This is a genomic window from Candidatus Nitrosopumilus sp. (assembly GCF_040878665.1).
In the GTDB taxonomy this organism is placed as follows: Archaea; Thermoproteota; Nitrososphaeria; order Nitrososphaerales; family Nitrosopumilaceae; genus Nitrosopumilus.
The window spans coordinates 143,463-169,528 of sequence record NZ_JBBDLU010000001.1; the positions used below are offsets into that span (position 1 = coordinate 143,463).

Here is a 26,066-nt window from a genome sequence, read left to right on the forward strand (position 1 = left end):
ATACCAATATTGTACCCAAAATATCAAATCTGGTAGCTACATCATGTTAACTGCCATGGCTTGATATTTCTGATGCCTTGCTAATCATAGCTACTCAAGTTTTAAGTAGTATGAGCCTCATTTTTGATCCTTATGGGACGGATTTTAGTGGTTTTGAGCCTATTTGCCCTTCTTCTGATGCCTGTATATGCCTCTGCACAAAGTCCTGACAGAATTACTATTCTTGAAAATTTTGGAAATTATAACAGTGGGGAGCCATTATTTGTTTATGGCCAAATTGCAAATTTATTAGATGACTCTTTCCTGATAATGCAAATTTTTAATCCACAAGGTGATTTGTGCCAGATCCAACAACTAATGCCCTTACCCAACGGTGTTTTCATAACCGATGTGATTCCACTAAAAGGTAGAATTTGTGGGATTTCTGGTGAATATGAAATAAAATTATTCTATGGGGATTATGCAAAATCAACAACATTCACTGTATCATCTGACTCTTTTTCTGAACTTGGAAATGAAGAAAAAATTTCTTTAGCTCAAAATTTAATCTTTGACCAAGCAACATTAATCGGTAAATTATTTGATATTCCTCCACCTGTATCTGTTCAAACGTCAAATAATATCTCTGAACTAGAATCTACTTATGTTGGTTTATGGAATGAATTTTTTGTAGACGAACTAGTATTTGAAATTAATCCTTTAATACGACCTGCAGTATCTTCATCATTGAATTCTGTACAAACACTATTGAATGAAAATGAAATTTCTTTTGATATTGCAAAATCCATTGATGAATTAATTTTTACTGCAATATTTTATTATGAAATTGGTGATAAAACTAAAGCAATTGATTTGTTAACTGATGCATTTGTTGATATAACTAATGTAAATCCTGAAAAAGTAGTTCCACAAAGAACTCCGACATTTGATGAGTTAGAAGATACTTTGTTAAATTTAATGAAAAAATCGGATACAATCATGAGTAAATCCGTAAAAAATGAAATTGGATTTATTTTTGCCAGGGGAACTGCTCCTGTTTATTCTGATGAACTCACTGAGCTTATTGACATTTTATCCAAATCTAGGTATCTTGACGTTATATCTAGGAAAGATAGTGATCTTTACAGATTAATTCAAAGTGATTGGGAATCTCTTAAACCTTCATTGTATGAAAAGGAATCTGTAGAAGAATTACTTGCTTCATCAGAACGTGTTTCAAAATTACATCAAGCAGCTATCCTTTTACGAGAACTTGACAATGTTGATAGGTTCATTTTGTCTGATTCTGACGAAAATAGTGATCTTGCAAATCTGATCATGCCTGATTGGAACAAATTGGAGCGTGATTTGGCTTTGGCTACCTCTGTTGATGATATTTTAGAATCAGAATCTAAAGTACATCAAATGGCTCAGATTATTGACATTTCTTCCAGAATTAACAAAAGTGTTGAAATTTCACAAGCCGCAGGTGTGGATTCTGAAATTGTAGTCGATTGGAAATTACTTTTAGAACGAGTTGAAAATGCTTCCTCTGTTGATGATATTTTAAAAATTGTTACCGAATTTGATCAATCCATGACAGAATTGAGAGAGAAAAGAAATCCTCTAACTGTTTTAGAATTCCAGTATAATAGCATGAAAGAAAAAGCTGAACTCCAAGCTGATTATTCAAATCTTTTCTTAATTGATAATGCTCTCAAAATTTTGGACACTGCCAAACAAATGGAATCTGGTAACCCTTCTATCACTCGTATTGACCGAATTGAAGTTTTATTAACTTGGGTTAGTGACATCTATCCTAAAATAAAATCTGATTTGGACTCTTACAACAAAGATGCATACAAAGTTCGTGCAAGCGATATTTTACAGCGTGCTAAATCTCTTGAAAATTTGGTTGAACTTAGTCTAACAAAAAATAGATTTTTACCAAATTATATTGAATTCACTGAAACCTTTAATGAAAAAATTGATAACGTACGAGATCTTGTGATTAAAAATGATCTTGATCAAGCAGATGCATTAGTGCGAGATTTATTTAATGAATGGACTATGGTCTCACAGGCATATGCTGATGATCCACGCGGTTCTCCAAATGGGTATACTGTAGATGAAATCAAACGTATTGAGTTTCGTAAAAAATTAGATGCTTTTTCTAATATGGTTTCAAAATTCTATAATTCTGAATTTTCAGAATATGTTGATGAATATAATAAAAAGATGAATGATGCTGATAAGTTAATTCAAATTGCAAATTTTGTAGATGCTGAATCAAAGATATCTGAAATTGGAACTTATCTTAGTGATCATTTGGTGTTAAATAATGCTCACATCATTTATGATATTTCTTTTGATGCTGAAAAAGATATTTGGATAATTAATGGGGCAACTGAAAAATCTATTTTTGATAGACGTGAAAATCTCTATGTTACAGTATACAATATGGATGGCACAACACACAGTAGTCTGGAATTTACTGATACTAAACAAGGGAACTTCTTTACTCAGTGGATTGCCCCAACTGACCCTGGACTTTACGTTGTAATGTTACAGTACAAGGATTCAAAAGCCACACAAATTGTTCACATTAAAGAAAAATTTGATTACAAATACAGCGAATCTGATTTGAATATGGTTGATCTTGCTCGTGAATTTGACGAATTAGAGTCGTTTGCCAAAAAGTTTGGCGGTGATAATTTTACTGAAAATCCTAGATTCGCATCTATCATCAATGAAATCGAATTTGCATTTGTGGATAAAGATATTGGTGTCATTAATGACAATCTACATGAATTAAAAACACTCATTGAAAGATATCTACCCGTAAGGTCACGTATTGCCGTAGTTGAGGCAGTTTATGATGATGATAAATTATTTGTCTCAGGAGCTGTTCAGAAAACTCTCGCATTTAGAGAAGATCTTTTTGTTGATGTTTATGATCAAAAAGGTAACTTGATCGATGAGATTGCTCTAAAGGATAATTCTTCAGGCTTGTTCACTGAAGTTATCTCTCGTCCCTTTGATTCTGGTGTTTATGTTACACAATTACAATACCATGATGTAGTGGTGACTGATTTCTTTAATGTGCCTTGATTAGTTTTTTCTTTTTACTAAACTAAATAACTGCCTTACTACTAATTTTGGATGATGTGTTGCTAATTTTATCATACTTGCTAATCCAAAATCCGCTTTTATAAAATCAATAAATTCTTCAGATTTAAGTTCTTTAATTGTGTCTAGTTCTTTATCCCATTCTTCATCTGTTAAACCAATCCATCTATTCTGAACTTTACTTGCAGAATTAATTTTTGTTTCAATCTCTTTTCTCCAATTTTCTTCATATGGATACAGCGAATCTCTATCTGTTTTTCCTGATTTTATTGCATCTGCTGCAATCTTACCTGCCACTCTGCCAAATTTTATCGCATATCTTATTCCTTCTAACACAAGAGGATTTGCTTGTCCTGCTGAATCTCCTACTAATATTAAATTATTAAAAACTGTTTTTCTTGACAACCCATCATTTGGAATCAATCCATAATGGAATTCTATTGGTGTTATTTCACCTAACTTTCTTATTGGGCCAACTTTATTTTCAATTAATTCTTTGAGTCTTTGTGTAGGATCCACATTCGATTCTGGTTTTCCTACTCCTACACCAATTCTTGCCATGTTGTTTCCTAAAGGAAAAATCCACGCATATCCTGCAGGTGAATATTTTTGTCCTACCATTAGCCACCATGTTTCGGAATCTACATGTTCTGCTTTCACTTCGTATTCTGCACCTGCTCCAAATCGTTTCCATTGAGTTACATGCCCCATTGCTTTACAAACAGTCGATGTGAATCCACTTGCATCTATCACTATTTTTGAATGAAAAACTGCCCTCCCATTAGGTCCTGTGGCGTTTACTCCTACAATGTCCCCTTTTTCATTTTTCAGTACGCCGTTAACATTCATCTTAACAAAAATATCTGCTCCTGTTTGTTTAGCTTCGTTTGCTAACCACCGATATGTTTTTCTTACATCTAAAACTGCGGCTCTTGGAATTGAATCACTTATAGTTACTTCGTTGTTTGGAGAACAAAAAGAGAAATTCTTTATTGGGTTAAAACAATCATCTGGAATTCCAAACTCTTTAATATTTTGAATCCATGTGACTCCGCTTGTCCTAACTGTTTCTGCAATTGTATTTTCTTTTTCAAGCAATGCCACTTTGACCCCTTTCTTTGCAGCTGTAAAAGCAGCAGATGATCCTGCTGGTCCTCCCCCCACTATTACTAAATCATAATGATATTCTTCTGACAATGATTTGCATCATAATTTCCTAGGATATAATTTTGAGGTATTCTAGACGAATTATTTTTTTAATATTGGAGTACCTGTTGAATCGTTTTCCCTCTCTGAATCAAAAGTTTGCATATGTGATGGATCTCTATGCATGAAACTATGAGTTTCTCCTTCTGTCTTTCTACAGAATTTTGAATGAATTGTCTCTTCTATCTTCAATGTGATCTCATTTTCATGAAATAGGCGTTTTCCACAGTCTTGACAAATGATTTCAGGCATAAATTCCGTTTGCATTAAATCTATTTAGATGTTTCAGATATCTATGTGATTATTATTGATCCCAAACTTTAGATGTTCTTTGATTAATAATTAAACATGGATGAATCCGAATTGGTTTCGTTTCTTTTGTGGTCTGGTATAACTGGAATTATTATGTTGATTGCTGGATTTAGCTATAATGCATATTCAAAAACACACACTTAAGATACTTTGTTAGTCTGAGTTTAAAATCAAAACATCATCCTTCAGAAGATGTTTTTCCACCGTCAACATTTAGAATTGCTCCTGTGACCCAATTTGCTTCATCTGATGCCAAGTATAATACTGCATTTGCAACATCTTCTGGTTCTCCCACTCTTGCAAGTGGCAACCTTTCTTCAAGAATTTTTCTTGCTTGTGGATCGTCTAGATATGGTTTTATCATTCCTGAATTGATGATCCCCGGATTGACGCAATTACATCTGATGTTTTTTCTTGCATATTCTACTGCAATTGATTTTGTAAACATGGCGATTGCAGCTTTGGTGGATGAATACACTGCCAAATGAACTCTTGGTATTGCCCTTTCACTTGAAATTGAACCAATATTTATGATTGCACCTTTTTTTACATCAGACATCTTTGAAAGAACTGCTTTAGTGATATGAAATACTCCAAACAAATTTACATCAATTAATTTTTTAATCTCAGAATCTTGCATTTCATGAAAATGTATTGGATCATTGATTGCACCTGCATTATTAACTAAAATATCAATTTTGCCATATGTGTCCATAATTTGATTTATGGATTGCATCACTTGAGACTCATTAGTTAAATCACATGAGATTGATGCTGTTGACTCTTCGTTTCCAATCTCTTTTCTAGCTAACTCCAATTGCTCCAAATTTCTTGCAACTAGTATTACTTTGGCTCCCTCTTCTGCAAATCTTTTTGCTATCCCTTTACCTATGTCACTTGATGCACCAGTGACAATGGCAACTTTATCATTTAATCGCATATTCTAGTGTTGTATTTGTAGCTTATAGAATTTTTGTTGAATTTTATTCGTGATTTCATTCTATTCATTAATTTTTTTCAAATATTCTATGATCCCAGTATAATCTATTTCTCCAAATCCTGCCTTGACTGCATTTTCGTAAATTTCTTCGGCTTTGGAAATCATTGGTAATTTCACTCCTAGGGAATTTGCAGTATTTGTAATGGTACTGATGTCTTTTTTTAGATTTGCCAGTGTGAATGTTGTGTCATATTTTCCTTCAATCATTTTATATGCTTTATTTTCACTCATTCCAGTTTTAAAATACGTAGAATTCAAAATTTCAAGGAATTTTTTTGGATCTGCATTTAATTTTTTTACAAAAGTAATACTTTCAGATAATGCTAGTGCAAGCATTGTAATTTGAAGATTCATTGCTAATTTCATAGAATGAGCAACACCGCTTTCTCCTAAAAAAAATATTTTACTTGCGATTGTATTTAGTACTTTTTCACAATGATCAAAACTTTCTTTCTTTCCTGACACCATCATTACCAAATCTCCCGTAATTGCTACATTTGGACCTCCCATCACTGGAATATCTAATTTTATTATGTTGTGTTCTTGAAATTTTTTTGAAATATTCTTTGATTCTGATGGTTCAATTGTACTCATGTCTGCAACAATTAGTTTTTCATGATTTCCTTCTATGATACCATTTTGTCCAAATGATACTTGTTTTACTGCCTCTGCATTTTTTACTACAATGATCACCAATTCTGACTTTTCAGAAACTTCTTTTGGAGATTCTGCAACATATGCTCCTTTTGCTTTTACATGCAATGCCTTCTCTTTTGTTCTATTGTATACTGTAACTTCAAAACCTGAATCTAGTAAATGCAGTGTGATTGCATTTCCTAACATTCCTAGCCCTATAATTCCTATTTTTTTCATTTGATAAGCAAATCCTTGAAATTAATGTCGTTCTTCATTTTGAATTTCCCATTGATTGTTTCCAAATCTTGAAGATACAAATTCTAATTGACCTATTGTTTTGTCTCCTTTCTTTACTTTAGCAAAATCAAATTTTTTCATTTTAATTATTTTCTCCTTTGGCCTGTATCCTCCCTCTATCACCTTTACTTTGAATCTTTTACTTGCTTTGATGATCATTTTTCTCGCACTTTGGACATCTCCTATCCATGAAAACATTTCAAAATCTCCAAAATTCTCGGTTGAAACACTATATCCGTATAATCTTGCTTCCAGTTTCATAGAGTGATTTTTTGCTTGTTCATTTAACCATGAAATCACTTCTTCACCATGACCTTTTTCTACTCCAAATGTTTCTGAATCTCGCATCTAATCATATTCATATGATTAAACCATAATAATCATTTTCAAACATATGTTAAACTAAAATATTGATTTAATTGTGATTCTTCATGCTCACAATTGACTGTAGAGATATACTGTCCGTAAGAAATGAATTACTTGTTTACGTTGCTGATAAAGTTGAAGCCATCCCTACTTTAAAAAATCAACAATTTACTTTGTCTACATTGGATGATCGTGACAATATTGACCCTAATGCTGTGATTTTAGCAATCAAAGAATATTTGATTTCTATAGGTGAAGGAAAAAATTTTGCTGTGATCTCAAACAACGATTTGATAAATATCACCTCTATCTCAGGAAAAACAATAGAAAAAACTACTAACTCGTCTCAAGATGGAATGTTTTCATGTACTCATTGTGGTTTTATCACACAATATCAAACGGAACTAAACGTTCACATGAGAATCCATTATCTTTGAATCTTTTCAAAAGATTTAACAATTTATTCTTTTAATTTCTATTTTTATTGAAAATTGTATTCCAAAATACTTATGTTTTAAAATACAATTCCTGACAAATTTGTTGATGTTGAAATTTTACTAATTTCATCTGATTTGATCCGTTTTTTAACCAATCAATTCCTCTTTTGTATTGATTTGGGGGTTGTCTTTTAATCCAAATTATGGACTTTCTATTGTAAAAACAAAAAACCTATCACACATTTATCTATGATTTTATATGCGTCTTGATTTTCAACAGGATCTTTATAAGCTATAATTATAAAAAACATTTGTGAGAAAATCCACCAAAAACAATGTAATGAAAGTTTATTGTGAAAAATGTGATCTTGTTTTTAATTCCAGAGAAAAATTTGAAAAACACCTTGATAGCCATTCATTGAACATTGCTTGTGAAATATGTCCGATTGATACCGCTATTGCAAAATTTACAAATTTGTTTAAACGAAAATCCTCGCGTAATTTGGAATAAGTTTTTTTAACCAACTCTCCTTGTTTTGAATTATGAATAAAATAGGCGTACTCATTGGGGTAATTGTTATTGCAATTATTGCTGGTATTGCCACCTCGTTATCCTCATCTTCTGAAACTGTTAATCTTGACATGAGTAGAACTCATGGAACTGTTTCCACCTCAATGGGCTCTCCAATTCTAGGTGATCCAAATGCTCCAGTTACAATTGTTGAATTTGGTGATTATCAATGTCATCAATGCTATAATTGGTTTCATAATACCAAACCTGCAATACATCGTGATTACATTGAAACTGGAAAAGTCAATCTTGTTTTTGTTGATTTAGCATTTTTGGGAAAGGATTCTTCCAAAGCAGCACAAGCGTCATACTGTGCTGAAGATCAAGAAATGTATTGGGAGTATCATGACATTCTTTACACGTCTCAAGAACCTCAAATTGATGGCGGATGGGCAAACGTTGAACGACTAAAAGCATTTGCATTCAATCTGGGTCTTGACATGGATTTGTTTGATAGTTGTCTTGATTCTGGAAAATACTCAAAACGTGTACAGTATAATATTCAACAAGCAAAAGAACACGGTGTACGTGGCACTCCTGGCTTCATCATTGTAAGTTCTGAAGGACAAGAGCAACTTGGTGGTGCACAACCATTTTCAGTGTTTAAACAAATACTGGATACTATGGTTTAGATGACTTCTACTGTAAAATTTGTATTTTCAAATACAAAATATTTTCTAATGGCCATCATTATTTTTATTTCCATGTTGTTCGGATTGTTAATTTTATCTGAATATATTTTTCTAGAACCTTATGTCGTTAGTCATCTTCCTTCTGGAACTGAATTTGGATTTGTTTTGATTGTCATAATTTCTGCACTGTCTGCATTAGTTTTACCAATGAATGTATTTCGAATAACTATTCTCAAAAAATCAAAACAAAAAATGAGTGGGGGGATTGTTGGGTCTGTAATTGGTGCTGCTGCAGGTGCATGTAGTTGTGGCCCTGTTGGATTTGCAGTGATCTCTACTTTTGGTTCTGTTGGTGCAACTGCAAGTGCGTTTCTGACTAATTATGAGATCCCAATCCGAATAGTTGCAATTGGGATTCTTGTTTTGACTTATTTTACAACCCTCAAATCCCTCAAAATTGAGTGTAAACTTAACTCTTGATCTTAATGTATTAGAAATCACTATTTAGGCAAATTTTTGTAACCTTGAAATGTATTTTGTAGGCTTTTGAAGAATTATCATGACGTTCATTTATGTCCCAATCAGACCTAGTAGACGAGATCCTGAAGCAGAAGAAATAGAGGATGCTGAAGATTAATTTTACGTACTTGTATTGTGATTTGACTTTTCAAAATATGTAAAGTTGGGATATTTATTTGCCTTTTTTTGATTCAGTATTATGCAGAATTGGAATTTGATTTTTGGAATTTTAATTATTTCTAGCCCAATTCTTTTTGCAATTATAGCATTTCCTGATTCAATCGCATGGAGCTGGAATGAAGGTAGGGGAGGTTATTTTTTCGCACTAATTTTTGTTGTTGCTGAACTCATTGGACTAAAAATCGTCATTTCCAAGAAACGACTATTAACTGTAATTCCAATGGCATTTGCAACAATTTTGTATTTACTATCGTTAGAATATGGTCTACGAGATTACATTATTGCGTCTGCAGAAATGTTTGATGTGCAGTTAATCTATTCGTGGACTTGGATGTGGGATTTTATTGTAATGGCAATTTTTGTTGTTGCATCTTTGAGTATTTTCTTTGGAAAGAGATGGATTAGAATTGCTCCTGCAGGCCCTATATTTCTAACTGGTACTGCAATAATTCTTTCATTAGATGCATTTTTTCCATACGATACACTTGGTCCATTACAATATGTTGTACCTTACTTTGTTCAAGCAAACGTTTGGTTGATCACAGTACTTGATCTTGGAACTGCAGTCGGTAGAGATAATGTCATGTTTTTACGTGGTGAGCATGGTTCGATGGCTCTTCAAGTGTTCTGGCCATCAGCTGGGGTTCACAGTATTATTATTTTTTCATTGGTGATTGGAGCATTCATGTTAAAATTAAACATCACACGAACTAGAAAATCAATTTATTTTGTTTTAGGAATTATTGGAACTATCACTGTCAATCTAATACGAATTTTCTCGTTATCTTGGTATGCTCTAAAAGTGACCACTGATCCTGTGGCATGGGAGGAATATCACAAAATTGCAGGTGAAATAATGTTTTTACCGTGGCTATTTGCTTTCATTTTAATTGTAATTATTATAGAATCAAGGCGTCTCAAAAAATTAGAGCAATAATCTGAAACCAATCTAAAAATATGATGTAATGTCTTTCTGTCCTTGAATTTCTGATAATTCTGATACTTTTACTCCTAGTCTTCTGATTGTAATTGTTTGATTCTCTAAAGCTTCTTTTAGTAGTTGTATTGCATTTTTTTGTAATTCTTCTATACTTTCAGTTGGGTTTCTTAACATTTTTGATTTTGATTTATTTGATAAATCTGATTGAACAAAATGTATTCCAACTGATCTGAACATTATGTTATTTTTTTTAACTATGTCGTGAATCTCTTTACATAATTCCAAAATATTTTCAGATAGAAATTCATAATCTTTTGAATCTTTCTTCAATGTTGTAATTTTACTATATTGTATGCTGGCCTCTCTTTCTTTGACTGGTTCATTGTCTATTCCTCTTGCTGCATTGTAGATGTAAGCTCCGTTTTTTCTACCGAATTCTTTGTTTAAAGTAAAAATATCTAATTTTTTTAAATCTTGAATTGTTTCTAAACCCATCTCTGAAAATCTTGCTTCAGTTTTTTTTCCAATACCTGGAATGACTCTAATTTTTAACGGTTCTAAAAACATCTCAACTCTATCTGACGGAACAACTGTAAGTCCATCTGGTTTTTGAAAATCAGATGCTATCTTTGAAATTAATTTATTTGGTGAAATTCCTATTGAACAACTGAGCTTTATTTTATCTCTTATAGAATTTTTTATTTGTTGTGCTAGATGACTAGCTCTTTCAAAGCTTCCTTCAACACGTTGTGTCACATCCAAATATGCTTCATCTCGTCCCACATATTCAAAAATGTCTGCATTATTTTTCATTATTTTCATGGCTTTTTCAGATATTTCAGAATAGAAATCAAAGTCCACTGGTAAAAAAATTGCATCTCGTCTTTCTTCGAGTCTTTTTTTTGCAAATGCAATTGGAATTCCTGATTTTACCCCATATTTTCTTGCTGTATAATTTGCAGTTGCGATAGCTCCGCTATCTCCTCCTCTATCTGAGAAAACACAAACACATACTGGTTTTGATTTTAGTTCTGGTGATCTCGCTTCTTCACATTGCGCATAAAAATAATCAAAATCTATGTGGAAAACTATTCTTGTTTCCAATGCTTTTCTTATCTATTTTGGCTATTACAATATTGTGTATTCATCTAAATAATTGATGGTTGTTGAGTATTTTATGGAATGGCCCATATCTGTGGATGAAAATGGTATGAACCTAAAACCTGAAAAAATGGAAAAAGAAAAACTCTATCACTGTATTTTTAAAAACAAAGCCATGTTGGTTTTCAAAGACTCTCAGGATGTTCTAAATTGTTATGAAATTGAAGAACAGGATCTAGTCGAGAAAATTCGAAAATGTGGTAATGATGACGATCTTGAAAAATTATTTGATGACTATTTGAAAGGAAAGACCTGAAAAATTAAATAAAAGCGAGAGAGCAATTTGCTATACTAGGAATCTAAAATTGGCCGATACTAAAAAATCAAAAGACGCAGAAGATATTTTATCTGAATTTGGATCTAGAGTTAATCCTGAACCAACACCAGAACCTGAACCAACACCAGAACCTGAACCAACACCAGAACCTGAACCAACACCAGAACCTGTTACTGCGACCTCTTCAAAACATACTGATAAGAATTATTTTTCTGATTCACCACATTCTACAGAAGAACGTGATGTGATTTTTGTTGGCACTAAACCAATAATGACTTATGTTTCAGCAACATTAACTCAGCTTTCAACAAGACCTACAGTTACAATCAAAGCTAGGGGAAAAAGAATCACTCAAGCTGTTGATGTATCCCAAATGATAGTTAAACGAATGAATTCTGTAGGCTATGTAGTAAGTGATGTAAGAATTTCTTCTGATTCTTTAACTTCTCAGGATGGCAAACAACGTAATGTTTCCACAATGGAAATTGATATTTCAAAAAACTAGTTTAAGAAATTTAATTTTACTGATGTTTGGAATATTGGTTGTAATTTTATTTGTCTTGTTTGTTAATGATTCTTGTAAGTTTGAACGTATTTTAATTCTTAATGATATATCTTCTTATGAACAATCTTTAGATCCTGAATTTTGTGAGATTATTATGGAAAAGATTGATGTGTTCAACGATAAATGTGAATCCCCTCTAGAAATTTTAGATTGTGGTTAAGGAACAATATCTACTAAGAATGTAATCCCAAAATAAATTAGCGCTAAACTTAATCCTATCATCAGAATTTTGTAGTTCCTATTAGAAATAATTTGTCTACTTTTTGAAGCAAAAAATGAGGTTCCTCCTAACCATGCAAAATCCATCCATATGTGTAATCCAAACACAATCACTATTCCGGTAAATGCCCAAATTGACATTGCGTCTGAAATCAATTTGAATCCTATAGTTAACCACCATATGATGAAAAATGGGTTCAATGCACTTAGTGCAATACCTGTGATCAATGGACCTTGTATTAGTTTTATAGACTGTGTTTTTTTATTTTGTAATATTTTTTTCATTTGTAAAGCTGCAAACACAAAAAGCGTAATTGCTCCAAAAAATGAAATTATTGTTCTAAATTCTGGTAATATTTCTAAAGAAAACACTCCAAGCCCTAGCAAAATTATCAGTGGTATTCTACAATCGTATGGCCAATTGCCATTTTGATTCCTGATTTTACACCACCTTGTAACCCATGTACTATGTTTGCTGTAAAAAGTGGTCCTGGCGCCATAACTCCTGATGCTGAAATTATAATCACTAATACTCCAAATTCTAGAATCTGATTCATTCTGGCTTTGATTTTATTTTATGAATAAAATAAACATGTTATCTTTTCTACATATACATAGAATCAAGACGTTTTGATTCCTCTTGTGTTTCTTTGATCATTATTTCTGCTTTCTCAGCTTCTTTTTGTAATGATTGAATATTACATGATGCCCCTGGAATTAATTTAGACATTGCCATACAAAGATGTGTACTTGATTTAAAATCCGGACCATTTCCGTCTGTGTGAAAAATTATCACCACTACGTCTTGTTTTGATATACTTCCCTCATTCAATAACATTCCTGGAATTCCTGGAATTATTCCATGATCCAAAACTTTCAAACCTGCTTCTTTGATTTTGTTTCTTGCAGATTCTGTACTTCCGATACCTATCACCTCTTCATCTCCTGACGTTGATTTTATTGCAATACTGCTAACTATCAATCCAACTTTGTGTTTTTTTGACCAGTCTAACATTGTTTTAGCTGTTACTTTGTGTAATGATTGGTCTAATGTAAGATATGACAAAAATATTCCAATTTTTAAATTGTTATTCACAAAAATTCTTGTAGGAAAATTAGGTTCACCATTTTTCACAATGCTGATGGGTGGGAAACTTTCCGAATCTATGACTCCTGCTAATTCAAATTGCGATGTATGAATCATAGATTCAGTTGCAATTGCACTGGTAAAGCCAACTGTTGGAAATCCATCAATAAGATATCCTTCTTCTAAATTGATTGGTTTTAATTCTCTGATTCTGATTTTAGGAAACAATGTATTTTTTTATATTTTAATCAAATAATAGCTTTTGTCTATTCTATGTTTGTACCTTGGAAATAAGAGCTGCATAAATGAATGGTAATGTTGTTGTAACTTCTGCATGAAGCGTTGCTTGTTTTGCGACCTGTGTTACTTTTCCCCACGATATTGCTTCTCTTACTAATGCCCCACTAAGACTTCCATCAAATTCTTGTGCCGTAGTGATGTAAAATGCGTAATCTAATCCTTCTCTGTATTGATTCCACCATAATGTGTGGTGTTTTGAAATTCCGCCTCCAATCATAAACGCTCCTGATTTTTCAGCTTTGAAAATTAATCCTGAAAGTAAGTCGGCGTCGCCTATCATGTTAAGTTTGAAATCATTATGTTTTTGAGTAAATAACCAAATTTGACTTCCTACAGCACCGTCCATTATGCCTGGAACTACTACGCTGATGTCATTTTTGTATGCCCAATACAAAAATGAATCTTCTCCTAAATGTTTTCCAATCATCTTACAAATTTCGGCAGTAGTCATTTCTTTTACCCCGCTTTTGTATTCTTCTTCTAGAAATGTCTGCATTTTTTCTTCAATGAGCGGCCCATAACTGTCCATTGGAACAAGTATGTTTCCTAATCTGTGGATGTTTTGATTTGCTAATTCCATATCATCCATTGTAAAAGAACCTTCTTTGTAATTTGAAAAGTGTCTTGCAATATCATGATCTAATGCCCCACATGTAGTTATAGCTACATCAAACCATTTGTTTTTGATCATATTTCTAATGATACCTCTTAGTCCTGTTGATACAACTGCTCCTACAAATGAGACAAATCTTAGACATTGTTTGTCTGTAATCATCTCTGTCAAAATCTCTAGTCCGTTTGCTAGATTTACTGATTCAAACCCTCCTGACTGTGACAATTCTTCAAAAATTTTTTCAATTGATGTGTTTGAATCAATCTCTATGTCTTTCACTGGACGTCCAGGCTGTATCATAATTTTGTCTACTGTTGTAGGTGTATAAAATTCTGCCTTCGACACAACGATTCTCTTAACTGTCTAGGGAAACTTTAAACCTCCCTACCTAACAATAAATTTCAAATGTCTGGTAGAATTAAAGTTGGTCTAGTAGGGATTGGAAATTGTTTTTCAGGGTTAATCCAAGGAATTGAATATTATCGTAAAAACCCTTCTCAAGAAGTTACTGGAATCATTCATGATAAATTAGCTGGATATGGAATTCATGATATTGATTTTGTTTGTGGTTTTGATGTTGGTGAAAATAAAGTAGGTAAACTTCTTCATGAAGCCATATACGAATTTCCTAACATGGTTGATTGGATTCCTAAAGACGAATTGCCAAAAAATGATGCCAGAGTCTATGAAAGTCCAATATTGGATGGAGTCGGACTATGGGTAGAAAATAGAATCAAACCTATCACAAGTACTAAAACTATTGAACAAATTGCTGATGAAGTAAAACAAATTCTTAAAAAAACTGGCGTTGAAATCATTGTATCTTATTTGCCTGTTGGTTCTGATAAAGTAACAGAGTTTTGGGCTCAAATTTGTCTTGATACTAACACTGCGTTTGTAAACTGTATTCCTTCTTTTATTGCATCTGATGAAAAATGGGCAAAGAAATTCGAAGAAAAAAATATCCCTTGCATTGGTGATGATATTAAAGGACAAGTTGGCGCAACTATCGTTCATAGAACTTTAGCTAAATTATGTAGTGATAGAGGAACAAAAATTGAAAAAACATACCAAATCAATGTTGGTGGCAATACTGACTTTCTTAACATGAAGGAACAAGACAGACTTGTTTCCAAGAAAATTTCTAAAACTGAAAGTGTTCAAAGTCAACTCAAAGAAAGATTGGCCGATGATCAAATTTATGTTGGTCCTTCTGATTTTATCCCCTTCTTAGGCAATACGAAGCTCATGTTTATGAGAATTGAAGGTAGGCAATGGGCAAATATTCCTTATAATATGGAAGTTCGTTTAGAGGTAGATGACAAAGCTAACTCTGCAGGAATTGTAATTGATGCTATTCGTTTGGCAAAAATTGCACTTGATCGAGGTATTGGCGGTCCAATCAAACCTGCTAGTGCATATTTAATGAAACATCCTATTGAGCAAACTTCTGATGTTCTAGCAAAAACTGCATGTGAAAAGTTTGTTGCAGGCGAATAACTATCTACACTGATTCAAATCTACAAATCGCACTTTCTGCTTTTTTCATATCTGTTTAACGTAAATTCATTGGATATTCCACTCTTCATTTAATTTACTGATTTTGGGCGTAACTATGTTATTTTCAAGCAAATCTGCGATGAGACTGTCACCAAATCTGTGATTTCTACATTTGCTGCTATGATTGGTATTCTGTTCTCGAGTGCTCTGACCTGAACATTATCTACCAAGTTCAATTCCTTTCTTTACTATGTGCTGGGGGAATAGTACTTTGGGCTCCTTTTTTTGCTAATGTATTTGCAACTTTACGGAATGCCATGCCATAGCAAATTATGCCTCCAAACTTACAGGCGTAGGCTCTGCATCATATCTTCCTAGTTTCTTTAGAATTTTTGATACTTGTAAAATCCATCTTGATTTGTGTATGATGCAGTTTGAATTACTCCTAACTTTACCATGAATTTAAAATGCATGTTCACTAATTATAGATAGGCATGTTAACGCGATCTTCTATTATTTTACGTTGTAGTTTACCGCTACGAAAAATATCATAACACAACAAGAAAAATTATGCAATTATGTCAACTAAACTTGTTAACCATCGATTATCCTACGGGTTGAGGAATTATTATTATTGGTTCATGTTAAAAAAGTTGAGATCTTTGGTTTCAAATCATTTGGATTCAAAAACACAACAGTTCTGTTTGAACCTGGTTTGGTATCGATCTCTGGTCCAAATGGATCAGGTAAGAGCAACATCCTAGATGCAATTATTTTTGCAATGGGTGAAAACAAACCCAAAATTATGCGAGTTGATAAATTGCGATCTTTAATACATGATATTGAAGGAAATCAACGTGGTCCTAAATTAGCAAGAACAAGCGTTCATTTTGATAATTCTGATAGAAAAATTCCAGTCGATTCTGACGCTGTAGAAATTACAAGAGAAATGGATTCAAACGGAGAGAACACATACTATCTAAACAAAAAGCAAACAAATCGAAGTAATATCCTAGATTTATTGGATATGGCAAATGCTGGTTTAGGCCAACTCAATGCCGTTCAACAAGGAACTGTTACTAGAATTTCTGAGTTTACATCTGAAGAAAAAAGAAAAACAATCGAAGATTTGATTGGTTTGTCATATTTTGATGAAAAGAAAATAGAATCTGTAAAGCAATTAGATGAAGCTGATAGAAGATTGGAAATCGCACTTGCAAAAATGGGCGAAATCAAAAAAAGAATCGATGAACTTGAAGAAGAACGAAATCAAAAACTCCGTCATGATATTTTGGAGCGTGAGTTAAATCGATACAAGGCAATAGCTGCGGCAAATAAAATGAAGGTTATTTCTGCCCAAAAAACATCAAAAGAATCTACTCTTGCTGACCTAACAGGCGAAATTACTGCTTTTGACAGTGAAAGAGTTCTTTTGAGAACTGAGATTAATACACTTGAAACAGAAAAAACAAAACTTATGGCAGAAGCTAATGATTACAGTCAGGCAAAAGCTTCACTGGATGTTGAAATCAGCTCAGCAATGGAACAATATGAAATTGACAATAGCGCGATATCCGCATCTAAGAAAAGATTAGAACAAATTAATTCTAGAATACCTCAAATTAAATCTGAACTTGATGATATAGATAAAGCAAGAAGTGATATTGATATACAAATCCTAAAAATAAGAGAATCTATTGATGAAACTAATTTAAAGAAAAACAAAATCAACGATGATTTGGAAATAATTGATTCACAAAGAAACAAAATTTTAACTGAGCAGTCAGAAGCTGCATCTAGAAAATCTGAAATTGACAATAAAATAAAATCTCTCACTAGTCAACTCAATGATGCAAAACTAAAACTATCTAAAATTCAAAATGAAAAAGAAGAATCATTAATTAAAATTAACACAAACACTGCAAAATTTAAAGAACTAGAACAAGATGTAGAGCAATTAACTGGTTATCAATCTCAACTAAAATCCATGTTGAACAATCACACTGCATCTATCTCTGAATTAAAATCTAGAATTGAAAAATTACATGTTAGAAAGTCCAAAATTCATAATGATATGGATGAATTAGGATTAATTTTAGAAAAATCAAGTAAAGCAGCAAACCAATATGAATCAAAAATAAAAACAGTGAAAGGATTCATGCATGAAGATTACACTGTTGCTAAACTAAAAGAGGATGCAGAAAAACTTGGCATTGAAGGATTAGTCTATGAAATGATTTCCTGGGATAAACAATACGAACGTTCTATTTTGGCAGTAAGTTCTGATTGGATTAAAGCAATTGTAGTCAAAGACTTTGCAACTCTGCTTGGAATTGCAGAAGTTGCTCGAAGTAAAAAACTTCCAAAACTAAAGATTATTCCTCTAGATGCAATTCCTCAATTCAAACTTACGTTACCTAAGGAATCTGGCGTCATTGGAATTCTTGCAAATTATGTGACATGTGACCCTGTATACGCTTCTCTCAAAACATTCCTATTTGGAAATATTGTGCTCACTGAGAATAGGGAATCTGCCTATAATGTATCTCAATTAGGCTACAAATCAGTCACTTTGGATGGAGAATATTTTGAAGCAAAAGGTGGCACAGTTGTTATTGATATCAACTCCAAAATCTCAAAACTCACAAAACTCATTTCAATGAGCAGTGACATTGACGGATTGTTCCAATCTATCAGTATAATTAAAAAATACCTGTTAAAGAAAAAATTCTCTCTAAAAAAATTGGAAGATTCAATTCAATCATATGAAGACAGACTTTCAATATCCAAAACTTCTCTTACCTCAACAAATGAGAATTATTCTAATCTCAACTCCAGGATCACATCTGCTTTGAACATGAAAGAACAATTAACACAAAGAATTTCTAAATTAACTGCAAGAAATAATGTCATTGAATCTGAAGTTAGCACATCTGATTCTCATGTTGAATCATTACAACAACGAATCACCATCGTTGAAGAAAATTATGCTAGTGGGGAACAAGATCGAATTGCAAATGAATTATCGAGAATCAATGTCAAAAAATCTGAAATTGAAAAATTATACACTACAATCATGAATGAATATCGTGACAAATCTTCACAACTTACAACGCTTCAAACTCAAGATAACCGAGAACAATCTCAATCTAATCGTCTTAAAGATGAAGAAAATTCACTACATTTAGAATATCAGGAATTAGAAACAAAAATTCAAGAATTAGAAAAACAAAAAGAATCTAAAAGTACAATTCTCGTAACTTTGAGAGAAAGAGAACAAGAATTGATTTCAACTTCTGGTTCTTCTATTGGGCATCTCAAAGAATTTGATGACAAACTAAAAATCTTATCTGAAAAAGACAAAGAACTTACCAAACAAATCAGTATCTTGGAACGTCAATCAGATTCTCTTAATCGTGATCTGCATGATTTAATTGAAAATGAAGCCAAATTACAACAAATTCTATCTGCATTTGGATTCAACAAAAATATGGAGACATTTGACGTCGAATCAATTGTACAAGGACTTTCTAGCGAATTAGCATCTCTTAATGCATTAAACGCAAAAGCTCCTGAAACCTATTTGGAAGTATCTTATGGATATCGTTCAATGTCTACTAGGAAGAATTCTCTTGAAGCAGAAAGAAATTCTATTGTAAAATTCATTGAAGATATTGAAAAAGATAAACGTCAAACATTTTTGGATGCATTTGATAAAGTCGATAAGGAAATTCGTTTAATTTTCAATAAAATGACTGAAGGAAATGCTTGGTTAGAACTACAAAATGAAGATGATATATTTAATTCAGGAATATCGTATTTAATCCAATTTCCAAATAAACCAAAAAGAGAATCCACATCAATTAGTGGTGGTGAGAAGACCTTAGCAGCAATTGTATTTGTTTTAGCTCTGCAAAAACTAAAACCATCTCCTTTCTATTTGTTTGATGAGGTCGATGCACACCTTGATGCTCCTAACTCTGAAAGACTTGCTAAAATATTAGAAGAAAGATCTAAAGAGAGTCAATTCATTATGGTTTCTTTGAAAGATTCTGTTATTCAAAAAGCAAAATTGATTTACGGTGTATTTCCAAAGAATGGAGTTTCACATGTTGTAACTTACAAAGATAAACGAATGCCTTCTGTGAGAACTTCCTAATCTAATGTTACATAGCATGCACAATAATGTTCCTCATTGATCTTTTCTAAGTCTGGCTCTTTGTTACATTTCTCTATGACATAAGGGCAACGGGCTCTAAACCTACATCCTTGATACACATCAATATTCTTAGGTTCATTAATCCTAATTTTTCTCTCCCTGTGTAGATTTTCAGGATTTGGCTCTAAAATTGCATCAATTAATGCTTGAGTATATGGGTGTCGTGGGTTTGCTAAAACTTGATTAATCAACCCAATCTCTACAATTTTGCCTAGATACAAAATTGCCATTCTCTGGCCAAAATATCTGGCTGTTGCCAAATCATGTGTGATGTAAATAAATGATATTTCGTATTTTTTTTGCAATTCTTGCATTAATTCAAGCATCTCTGCTCTAATTGAAACATCTAACATTGAAACTGGTTCATCAGCAAGAATAATTTTTGGTTTCAATACAAGTGCTCGTGCCAGTACTACTCTTTGTCTTTGTCCTCCAGATAACATGTGTGGGTACTTTTTAATGATCTCTTTGGCAGGTTCTAATTTTACTTCTTGTAATACTTCTATTACTCTTCTAGATCTTTCTTCTTTGTTTCCAATTTTATGTATTTCCAGTGGTTCTGACACTATATCCCCAATCCGCATTCGTGGATTTATCGAGTCATATGGATCTTGATGAATCATTTGGCAATTCATTCTAATTTTTTCCAAGTTCTTTTTTTCATCATTAATTTCTTGTTCTTCAAAAAATATTTTTCCAGCATCTGCTTGAATCGATTTTAAAATCATTTTTGCAATCGTGGATTTTCCAGAACCTGACTCTCCTGCTAAAACTAAAACTTCGCCTTTTCTTAGTGTAAATGATACATCATCTACTGCTTTTACCGTTGCTGATTTTGATCCAAACATTCCTTTTTTTACAAAATATTTTTTCAGATGTTCTACTCTTAGTACCTCACTCACAAAATATTGTTGAATAAGGAAGTATATCAAGAAATATGATTCACGCATAAAATTTGGGACAACGCATTTATGTTAAATAAAGACTTGTTTAATACTTGAGTGACACAATTCAAAAGAATCTAAATTATAAACAATTTGTCGTAGATTCCAAACTTCAATATTTTAAACCCCATGCTAGTAAAATAGAGAAAACATTTGCCGAGGAAATTTCTTCTAGCCTCAATAGAAATTCCAAGTTTATTACGCCTAAATTTTTTTATGATAAAAAAGGATCAGATTTATTTGAAAAAATCTGCATGTTGCCTGAATATTATCCTACTAGAACTGAAATTGCAATATTGAAGAATTTACAAATTGAGTTACCGAAACATCTTGATGACTCTTTTAGATTAGTTGAACTTGGAAGTGGCGCGTCTGTTAAAACTAGATTAATTCTTGATATTTTTACAACACTGCAAAATTCTATTGAGTATGTCCCAATAGATATATCTGAAATTTTGGCAGAAAGTTCTGAACAACTTCTCAAAGATTATGATAATTTACACATTACTGGTATTATTGATACTTATGAAGGTGGACTAGAGTTTCTTGAAAATTATGATGATAAAAAAAATCTGATTCTTTTTCTTGGTTCTAGCTTTGGTAATTTCTCTCCTAATGATGGCAAAAACTTTTTACAAAAAATAAATTCTACTATGAAACTAGGTGACCTCTTTTTAATTGGATTGGATTTAGTAAAAGATAAACGTATTTTAGAATCTGCATATGATGACTCACAAGGGGTTACTGCTCAATTCAATCTCAACGTTCTTTCTAGAATAAATGATGAACTTGGAGCCAATTTTGATTTGAACAATTTTTCTCATTATTCTACTTATAATGAAGAATATCAACGAATTGAAATGTACTTGAAATCCCTTTCGTCTCAATCTGTAGTTGTATCTAAATCCAATCTTTTATTGAATCTAGAAAAAAATGAATTAATTCACACTGAACATTCATACAAATTTAATTTGTCTCAAGTTCGTAACCTTCTTGAAAGCACTGGATTTAAAATTCATCATATTTGGTTGGATGATAAAAAATATTTTTCATTAACGTTAGCATCTAAAAACTAGATATCTTCAGCACATCTAAAACCTGAAAACAGCCAACGTTCATCCAGTCTGAAAAAATTCCTATAGCTTCCTCTAATTGACATTCTTGGTGTGCCAAAAGATCCCCCTCTCAAAACTTTTTGATTCGTGAACCATTTGTCGTTGTATTCCTCAAAACCTGATCTAAATCCAGGATATCCTGTAAATTCTGATGCAGTCCATTCCCATACGTCTCCTATCATTTGTTGGCATCCGACATGACTCTGTCCATTTGGGTATGTTCCTATCTCTGTGCAGCTCCAATGATGTGATTCTAATAAATTGCATTTATCTTCAGTAGGCTCTTCGTTTCCCCAAGGATATGTTGTCTTTTCTTGTTTTTCTTCATTCCAACATGCTGCTTTTTCCCATTCTGCTTCAGTTGGAAGTCTCTTATTTGCCCATTTGCAATATGCATCTGCTTCATAATAACTAACATGACAAACTGGTTCGTTTGGATTAATTTCTCTAATTCCTAAAAAATCTCGTACGTACCACTTGTCATTGATTTTTTCCCAATACATTGGAGATTTCCATTTGTTTGCTTTTACTTTCTCCCATCCATCTGATAGCCAATACTTGTATTTCTCATACCCACCGTCTTTCATGAATTCCAGATATTGTTGATTTGTTACAGGAAACTCGTCTATTTTGTAATCGTTTAGATAAACAACATGTTCTGGTAATTCAATATCATAACAAAACTCTTTTCCATTATACCCCATAGTGTATAATCCCCCTTTGACATGAATTGTATTTGGTTCAATCTTTGATTGTTTTTTAATTTCATTTTTTTTAACAGGTCTATATTGCTCTGCAAGCAAATGCTGCAAATCATACACTAGTAGTTCTTGGTGTTGGCATTCATGATGAATTCCAATTATGATCATATTTCTTGCGTTTTCATTCAGATTTTCATTTTTGATGAATTTTTCAATTCTCTGGTTAATTGTATTGAAATATTGGAAAATTTCGTCTGTTGTTGGTCTTGATACTACTCCACGTAATCCTTTATCGTGAGGAATCCCAAATTGCTGATAATATGAATTCAAATATTCTGAAAATTCTTTTGAATAAAACTCATAATTCTTGTTTAATTTACTCATAATTGTTTCATAAATCCAACTCACATGACCTATGTGCCATTTTGGTGGACTCATAAAAAATGCAGTTTGTACAATGAAATCATCTTTTTCTAAAGTTTTTACAATCTCTAATGTCCTGCTTCGTGTCTCTCTAAATTGCTCTAATAGCGATTTGTTTGCCTCTAATTCTTGATTTGAAGTCATTACCGGAAAATTATTTTTTTCTATTATTATGTTTGTGTGTTTTTTTAATAACCTCTTGCAAAAATTGGTGTGATTTTACTTTGATTTTGGCAATAAATGCATTTTTGATTTTCATCTTCGCAACCAAATGGAATTACCCTGATGTCTGCCCCTGTCTCTTCTTTGATTTTCTCCTCACATTCTAATTTTCCACACCAGGGAGCGTTGAAGAAACCTCCTTTCTCTATTTTTGATTTGAACTCATTGTAGTTTGAAATATTTATCGTGTTTGTTTCGGATTGTTTTTTAGCATTTTTTAACATCTCTGTTTGTATTTCGTTCAAAATCGTAGGGATTTTTTCAATTTCAGTAAAACTTAGACTGATTTTCTCAAGATTGTATCTTTTTGCAATCACGATACTTTTCTTTTCAATATCTTTTGGGCCTATTTCAATTCTTAATGGAACTCCTTTTAATTCCCAATCATTGAATTTGAAACCTGGAGACAATCCTTCTCTGTCATCAATATGGACTCTGATTTCTTTTAACTCTAGTTCATTTTTGATACTTTCTACTTTAGGCAATACGATATCTTTACCTTCGTCATTTTTGTAAATTGGTACAATTACAACTTGTATCGGTGCAACTTTAGGTGGTAATACGAGCCCTTTGTCGTCTCCGTGAACCATGATCATTGCTCCTATCAGTCTCCAAGAGACTCCCCATGATGTTTGCCATGCAAAATGCTCTACGTTGTCTTTATCTGCAAATTTCACTTCAAATGGTTTTGAAAAATTCTGTCCTAAGAAATGAGATGTACCCATTTGCAATGCTTTGCCATCTGGCATGATTGCTTCCATGGTGGTCGTGTACACTGCACCTACAAATTTTTCTTTCTCACTTTTCTTTCCTGTTGTTACAGGAATTGCTAATTCTTCTTCAACAGTATTTTTGTAAATTTCTAAAATTTTCATAACTTCGGTTTCAGCTTCTTCTTTTGTGCTGTGTACTGTGTGCCCTTCTTGCCACAAAAATTCTGAAGTTCTAAGAAATGGTTTTGTTGCCTTGATTTCTGCCCTCAGCGCCGTATTCCAAAAATTAATTTTTAATGGCAAATCTCTCCAACTTTGAATCCATTTTGAATACAATGTGTATGCTAATGTTTCCGATGTGGGTCTTAATGCAAGCCTATCTCCTATTTCATTTGTTCCTGAGTGTGTAACCCAAAATACTTCTGGATTAAATCCTGCAAAATGTTTCTGTTCTTTTCCCAGTAGTGATTCTGGAATCAGTATTGGCAAAAATCCATTTCTGATTCCATTTTTTGCAAATTTTTTATCAAATGTGCTTCTTAGTGACTCCCATATAGCATATCCATCTGGTCTGAGTACAATCAATCCTTTCACTGGAGCATAATCTGCAAGTTTGGCTTTGAGTACAACTTGAGTATACCATTCACTAAAATCCCCTTCTTTTGAAACAGTAATTCCTACGTCTTCTTTAACCAAACTAGAATTCGATGAATTAATTTAACTAATGAGCCTTTCGTGACAATTTTGATTTCAGTTTATTTTAAAGGATCTCCTTTACAAAGTACTTTTCCCATTACTCTGCTTTGGAAGTTTGAACATACAAAACATTGGATAAATTGAATGTCTTCTTTTAAAACTGGGCATGCGACAAACTCTTGTTTCATTTTTTTTAGCATTTTTGGACTGACTCCTTTTAATTTTAATTTCCCTTTTTCGTCCATCATGCCTGATGTTTTCAGCTCTTCTTTGACATCATCTGGGAGTTTCTGTTTTCCTTCTTTTTCTCCGATATCTACTTCGAATTTATGTTCTAATTCGCCCATGATTAACACAATACATTCGGTGATTTATTACTAGCGTTTTTTAGATCTGAAAAAAAGTTTAAACTTTAATATAATTAGCGATTTTTTTCCAAATCAGAAATCAATTGCTGATAATTTTTGATGTTGAGGGTGTTTTGTATGATGAAGAATATTTGCCTATTCTTGCAGAGAAGATCAACAAACAAAATGAAATTTGGGAAATAACTAGACAAGGAATTCAGGGAAAAATCAATTGGGAAGAAGGACTTAAAACAAGAGTAGCAGCACTAAAAGGTTTAGATGAAAAAATTTGTCAAGAAGTATCTGACTCATTACCTATAATGACTGGCGCAAAGGAAGCGTGTAGAATACTAAAAGCAGCTGGATGGAAACTCATGGCAGTATCTGGTGGATTTACTTTGATGATGGAAAGATTACAAAAAGAATTGGGGTTAGATTACATTTACTCCAATGAATTAATATTCAAAGATGGGAAACTTGATGGTGTATCTATTCGTGTTACTTCTGACAAATCGCTTTCTGCAAAAATAAAAATCGCAGAATGGGGTGAGAAGAAAGAAGATATTGTTTGTGTGGTTGATGGTGCAAACGACGTAAAATTATTTGATATATGTGGTTTAGGAATTGCTTATCGTGCTCAAGATATAGTTAAAGACTTGGCTACCACTACCTTAGAAGAAAAAGATCTTTCTAAGATTTTGGATATAATAAACAAGCACTATGATCTTGAATTAGAAACCACCACTCCTGCATAAACAAT

General features: G+C 32.6%; 25 protein-coding genes. 11 read left to right on the forward strand and 14 right to left on the reverse strand.

All coding sequences use genetic code 11. From position 1 onward, the window contains the following. The first annotated feature begins 132 nt into the window (after positions 1 to 132). Positions 133 to 3,090 (forward strand): hypothetical protein, encoded by a 2,958-nt coding sequence (locus WDZ98_RS00880; protein ID WP_368058544.1) that lies wholly within the window; start codon positions 133 to 135, stop codon positions 3,088 to 3,090. Here WDZ98_RS00880 and WDZ98_RS00885 read toward each other — a convergent pair whose 3' ends face one another. From WDZ98_RS00885 to WDZ98_RS00905, 5 genes are all read right to left on the reverse strand, one after another. Then, entirely contained in the window at positions 3,091 to 4,305 is a 1,215-nt protein-coding gene (locus WDZ98_RS00885) for an NAD(P)/FAD-dependent oxidoreductase (protein ID WP_368058542.1), read from the reverse strand. It abuts the gene before it with no gap. Positions 4,306 to 4,356: 51 nt separating this feature from the next. Then, entirely contained in the window at positions 4,357 to 4,566 is a 210-nt protein-coding gene (locus WDZ98_RS00890; protein ID WP_368058540.1) for a hypothetical protein, read from the reverse strand. A 238-nt stretch (positions 4,567 to 4,804) separates the two neighbouring features. Then, complete coding sequence (locus tag WDZ98_RS00895; protein WP_368058538.1) at positions 4,805 to 5,566, reverse strand: SDR family NAD(P)-dependent oxidoreductase; 762 nt, start codon at positions 5,564 to 5,566, stop codon at positions 4,805 to 4,807. Between the two features lie 60 nt (positions 5,567 to 5,626). After that, positions 5,627 to 6,499, reverse strand: a complete 873-nt coding sequence (locus WDZ98_RS00900; protein ID WP_368058536.1) for an NAD(P)-dependent oxidoreductase — start codon at positions 6,497 to 6,499, stop codon at positions 5,627 to 5,629. A gap of 21 nt (positions 6,500 to 6,520) precedes the next feature. Further along, positions 6,521 to 6,907 (reverse strand): hypothetical protein, encoded by a 387-nt coding sequence (locus WDZ98_RS00905; RefSeq protein ID WP_368058534.1) that lies wholly within the window; start codon positions 6,905 to 6,907, stop codon positions 6,521 to 6,523. 83 nt (positions 6,908 to 6,990) lie between these two features. On the opposite strand from WDZ98_RS00905, the gene WDZ98_RS00910 reads away from it, so the two are divergent. The 4 genes from WDZ98_RS00910 to artG all read left to right on the forward strand — a co-directional run bounded on the left by WDZ98_RS00910 (position 6,991) and on the right by artG (position 10,201). After that, complete coding sequence (locus tag WDZ98_RS00910; RefSeq protein ID WP_368058532.1) at positions 6,991 to 7,362, forward strand: C2H2-type zinc finger protein; 372 nt, start codon at positions 6,991 to 6,993, stop codon at positions 7,360 to 7,362. 543 nt (positions 7,363 to 7,905) lie between these two features. Then, positions 7,906 to 8,565 (forward strand): DsbA family protein, encoded by a 660-nt coding sequence (locus WDZ98_RS00915; RefSeq protein WP_368058530.1) that lies wholly within the window; start codon positions 7,906 to 7,908, stop codon positions 8,563 to 8,565. Next, positions 8,566 to 9,045 carry a hypothetical protein gene (locus WDZ98_RS00920; protein WP_368058528.1) on the forward strand — a complete coding sequence of 160 codons (480 nt, stop codon included), beginning with the start codon at positions 8,566 to 8,568 and terminating at the stop codon, positions 9,043 to 9,045. Between the two features lie 238 nt (positions 9,046 to 9,283). Continuing rightward, positions 9,284 to 10,201 (forward strand): thaumarchaeosortase, encoded by a 918-nt coding sequence (gene artG, locus WDZ98_RS00925; protein ID WP_368058526.1) that lies wholly within the window; start codon positions 9,284 to 9,286, stop codon positions 10,199 to 10,201. A 12-nt stretch (positions 10,202 to 10,213) separates the two neighbouring features. On the opposite strand, the gene dinB is transcribed toward artG, so the two are convergent. Further along, positions 10,214 to 11,308, reverse strand: a complete 1,095-nt coding sequence (gene dinB, locus WDZ98_RS00930; RefSeq protein WP_368058524.1) for a DNA polymerase IV — start codon at positions 11,306 to 11,308, stop codon at positions 10,214 to 10,216. 73 nt (positions 11,309 to 11,381) lie between these two features. Between dinB and WDZ98_RS00935 the strand changes: the two genes are divergently transcribed. Together WDZ98_RS00935 and WDZ98_RS00940 are read left to right on the forward strand one after the other, a co-directional pair. After that, positions 11,382 to 11,621 (forward strand): hypothetical protein, encoded by a 240-nt coding sequence (locus tag WDZ98_RS00935; protein WP_368058522.1) that lies wholly within the window; start codon positions 11,382 to 11,384, stop codon positions 11,619 to 11,621. 265 nt (positions 11,622 to 11,886) lie between these two features. Next, positions 11,887 to 12,147: a DNA-binding protein gene (locus WDZ98_RS00940; protein WP_368058662.1), complete on the forward strand. Its 261-nt coding sequence runs from the start codon at positions 11,887 to 11,889 to the stop codon at positions 12,145 to 12,147. Positions 12,148 to 12,363: 216 nt separating this feature from the next. Here WDZ98_RS00940 and WDZ98_RS00945 read toward each other — a convergent pair whose 3' ends face one another. The 4 genes from WDZ98_RS00945 to WDZ98_RS00960 are packed head-to-tail and all read right to left on the reverse strand — an operon-like array spanning position 12,364 to position 14,726. Further along, positions 12,364 to 12,813 carry a LysE family transporter gene (locus WDZ98_RS00945; protein ID WP_368058520.1) on the reverse strand — a complete coding sequence of 150 codons (450 nt, stop codon included), beginning with the start codon at positions 12,811 to 12,813 and terminating at the stop codon, positions 12,364 to 12,366. Positions 12,814 to 12,818: 5 nt separating this feature from the next. Next, the gene (locus WDZ98_RS00950) at positions 12,819 to 12,983 is read right to left on the reverse strand and encodes a hypothetical protein (RefSeq protein WP_368058518.1); all 165 of its coding nucleotides are present in this window, start codon (positions 12,981 to 12,983) and stop codon (positions 12,819 to 12,821) included. Positions 12,984 to 13,030: 47 nt separating this feature from the next. Continuing rightward, positions 13,031 to 13,741, reverse strand: coding sequence for a proteasome assembly chaperone family protein (locus WDZ98_RS00955; protein ID WP_368058516.1), 711 nt, complete (start codon positions 13,739 to 13,741; stop codon positions 13,031 to 13,033). 43 nt (positions 13,742 to 13,784) lie between these two features. Beyond that, complete coding sequence (locus WDZ98_RS00960; RefSeq protein WP_368058660.1) at positions 13,785 to 14,726, reverse strand: deoxyhypusine synthase; 942 nt, start codon at positions 14,724 to 14,726, stop codon at positions 13,785 to 13,787. A 105-nt stretch (positions 14,727 to 14,831) separates the two neighbouring features. Between WDZ98_RS00960 and WDZ98_RS00965 the strand changes: the two genes are divergently transcribed. Continuing rightward, the gene (locus WDZ98_RS00965) at positions 14,832 to 15,926 is read left to right on the forward strand and encodes an inositol-3-phosphate synthase (protein ID WP_368058514.1); all 1,095 of its coding nucleotides are present in this window, start codon (positions 14,832 to 14,834) and stop codon (positions 15,924 to 15,926) included. 634 nt (positions 15,927 to 16,560) lie between these two features. Further along, a complete protein-coding gene (locus WDZ98_RS00970; RefSeq protein ID WP_368058512.1) occupies positions 16,561 to 20,085 on the forward strand; it encodes a chromosome segregation SMC family protein in 3,525 nt (1,174 codons plus the stop codon). Here WDZ98_RS00970 and WDZ98_RS00975 read toward each other — a convergent pair. Then, on the reverse strand, positions 20,082 to 21,047 hold the full coding sequence (locus tag WDZ98_RS00975; RefSeq protein ID WP_368058510.1) for an ABC transporter ATP-binding protein: 966 nt from the start codon (positions 21,045 to 21,047) through the stop codon (positions 20,082 to 20,084). The two genes, WDZ98_RS00970 and WDZ98_RS00975, sit on opposite strands and share 4 nt — an antisense overlap. A gap of 95 nt (positions 21,048 to 21,142) precedes the next feature. Between WDZ98_RS00975 and egtD the strand changes: the two genes are divergently transcribed. Then, positions 21,143 to 22,165, forward strand: coding sequence for an L-histidine N(alpha)-methyltransferase (gene egtD, locus WDZ98_RS00980; protein WP_368058508.1), 1,023 nt, complete (start codon positions 21,143 to 21,145; stop codon positions 22,163 to 22,165). Here the strand turns inward: egtD and egtB are convergent. From egtB to WDZ98_RS00995, 3 genes are read right to left on the reverse strand one after another with little or no spacing between them, the layout of a single operon-like run. After that, complete coding sequence (gene egtB, locus WDZ98_RS00985; RefSeq protein ID WP_368058506.1) at positions 22,162 to 23,472, reverse strand: ergothioneine biosynthesis protein EgtB; 1,311 nt, start codon at positions 23,470 to 23,472, stop codon at positions 22,162 to 22,164. The two genes, egtD and egtB, sit on opposite strands and share 4 nt — an antisense overlap. 44 nt (positions 23,473 to 23,516) lie before the next feature. Beyond that, positions 23,517 to 24,959: a proline--tRNA ligase gene (gene proS, locus WDZ98_RS00990; protein ID WP_368058504.1), complete on the reverse strand. Its 1,443-nt coding sequence runs from the start codon at positions 24,957 to 24,959 to the stop codon at positions 23,517 to 23,519. A gap of 59 nt (positions 24,960 to 25,018) precedes the next feature. Next, positions 25,019 to 25,306, reverse strand: coding sequence for a hypothetical protein (locus WDZ98_RS00995; RefSeq protein ID WP_368058502.1), 288 nt, complete (start codon positions 25,304 to 25,306; stop codon positions 25,019 to 25,021). Between the two features lie 104 nt (positions 25,307 to 25,410). Here WDZ98_RS00995 and serB point away from each other — a divergent pair, with 104 nt between their 5' ends. Beyond that, the gene (gene serB, locus WDZ98_RS01000) at positions 25,411 to 26,061 is read left to right on the forward strand and encodes a phosphoserine phosphatase SerB (protein ID WP_368058500.1); all 651 of its coding nucleotides are present in this window, start codon (positions 25,411 to 25,413) and stop codon (positions 26,059 to 26,061) included. Positions 26,062 to 26,066: the final 5 nt, after the last annotated feature.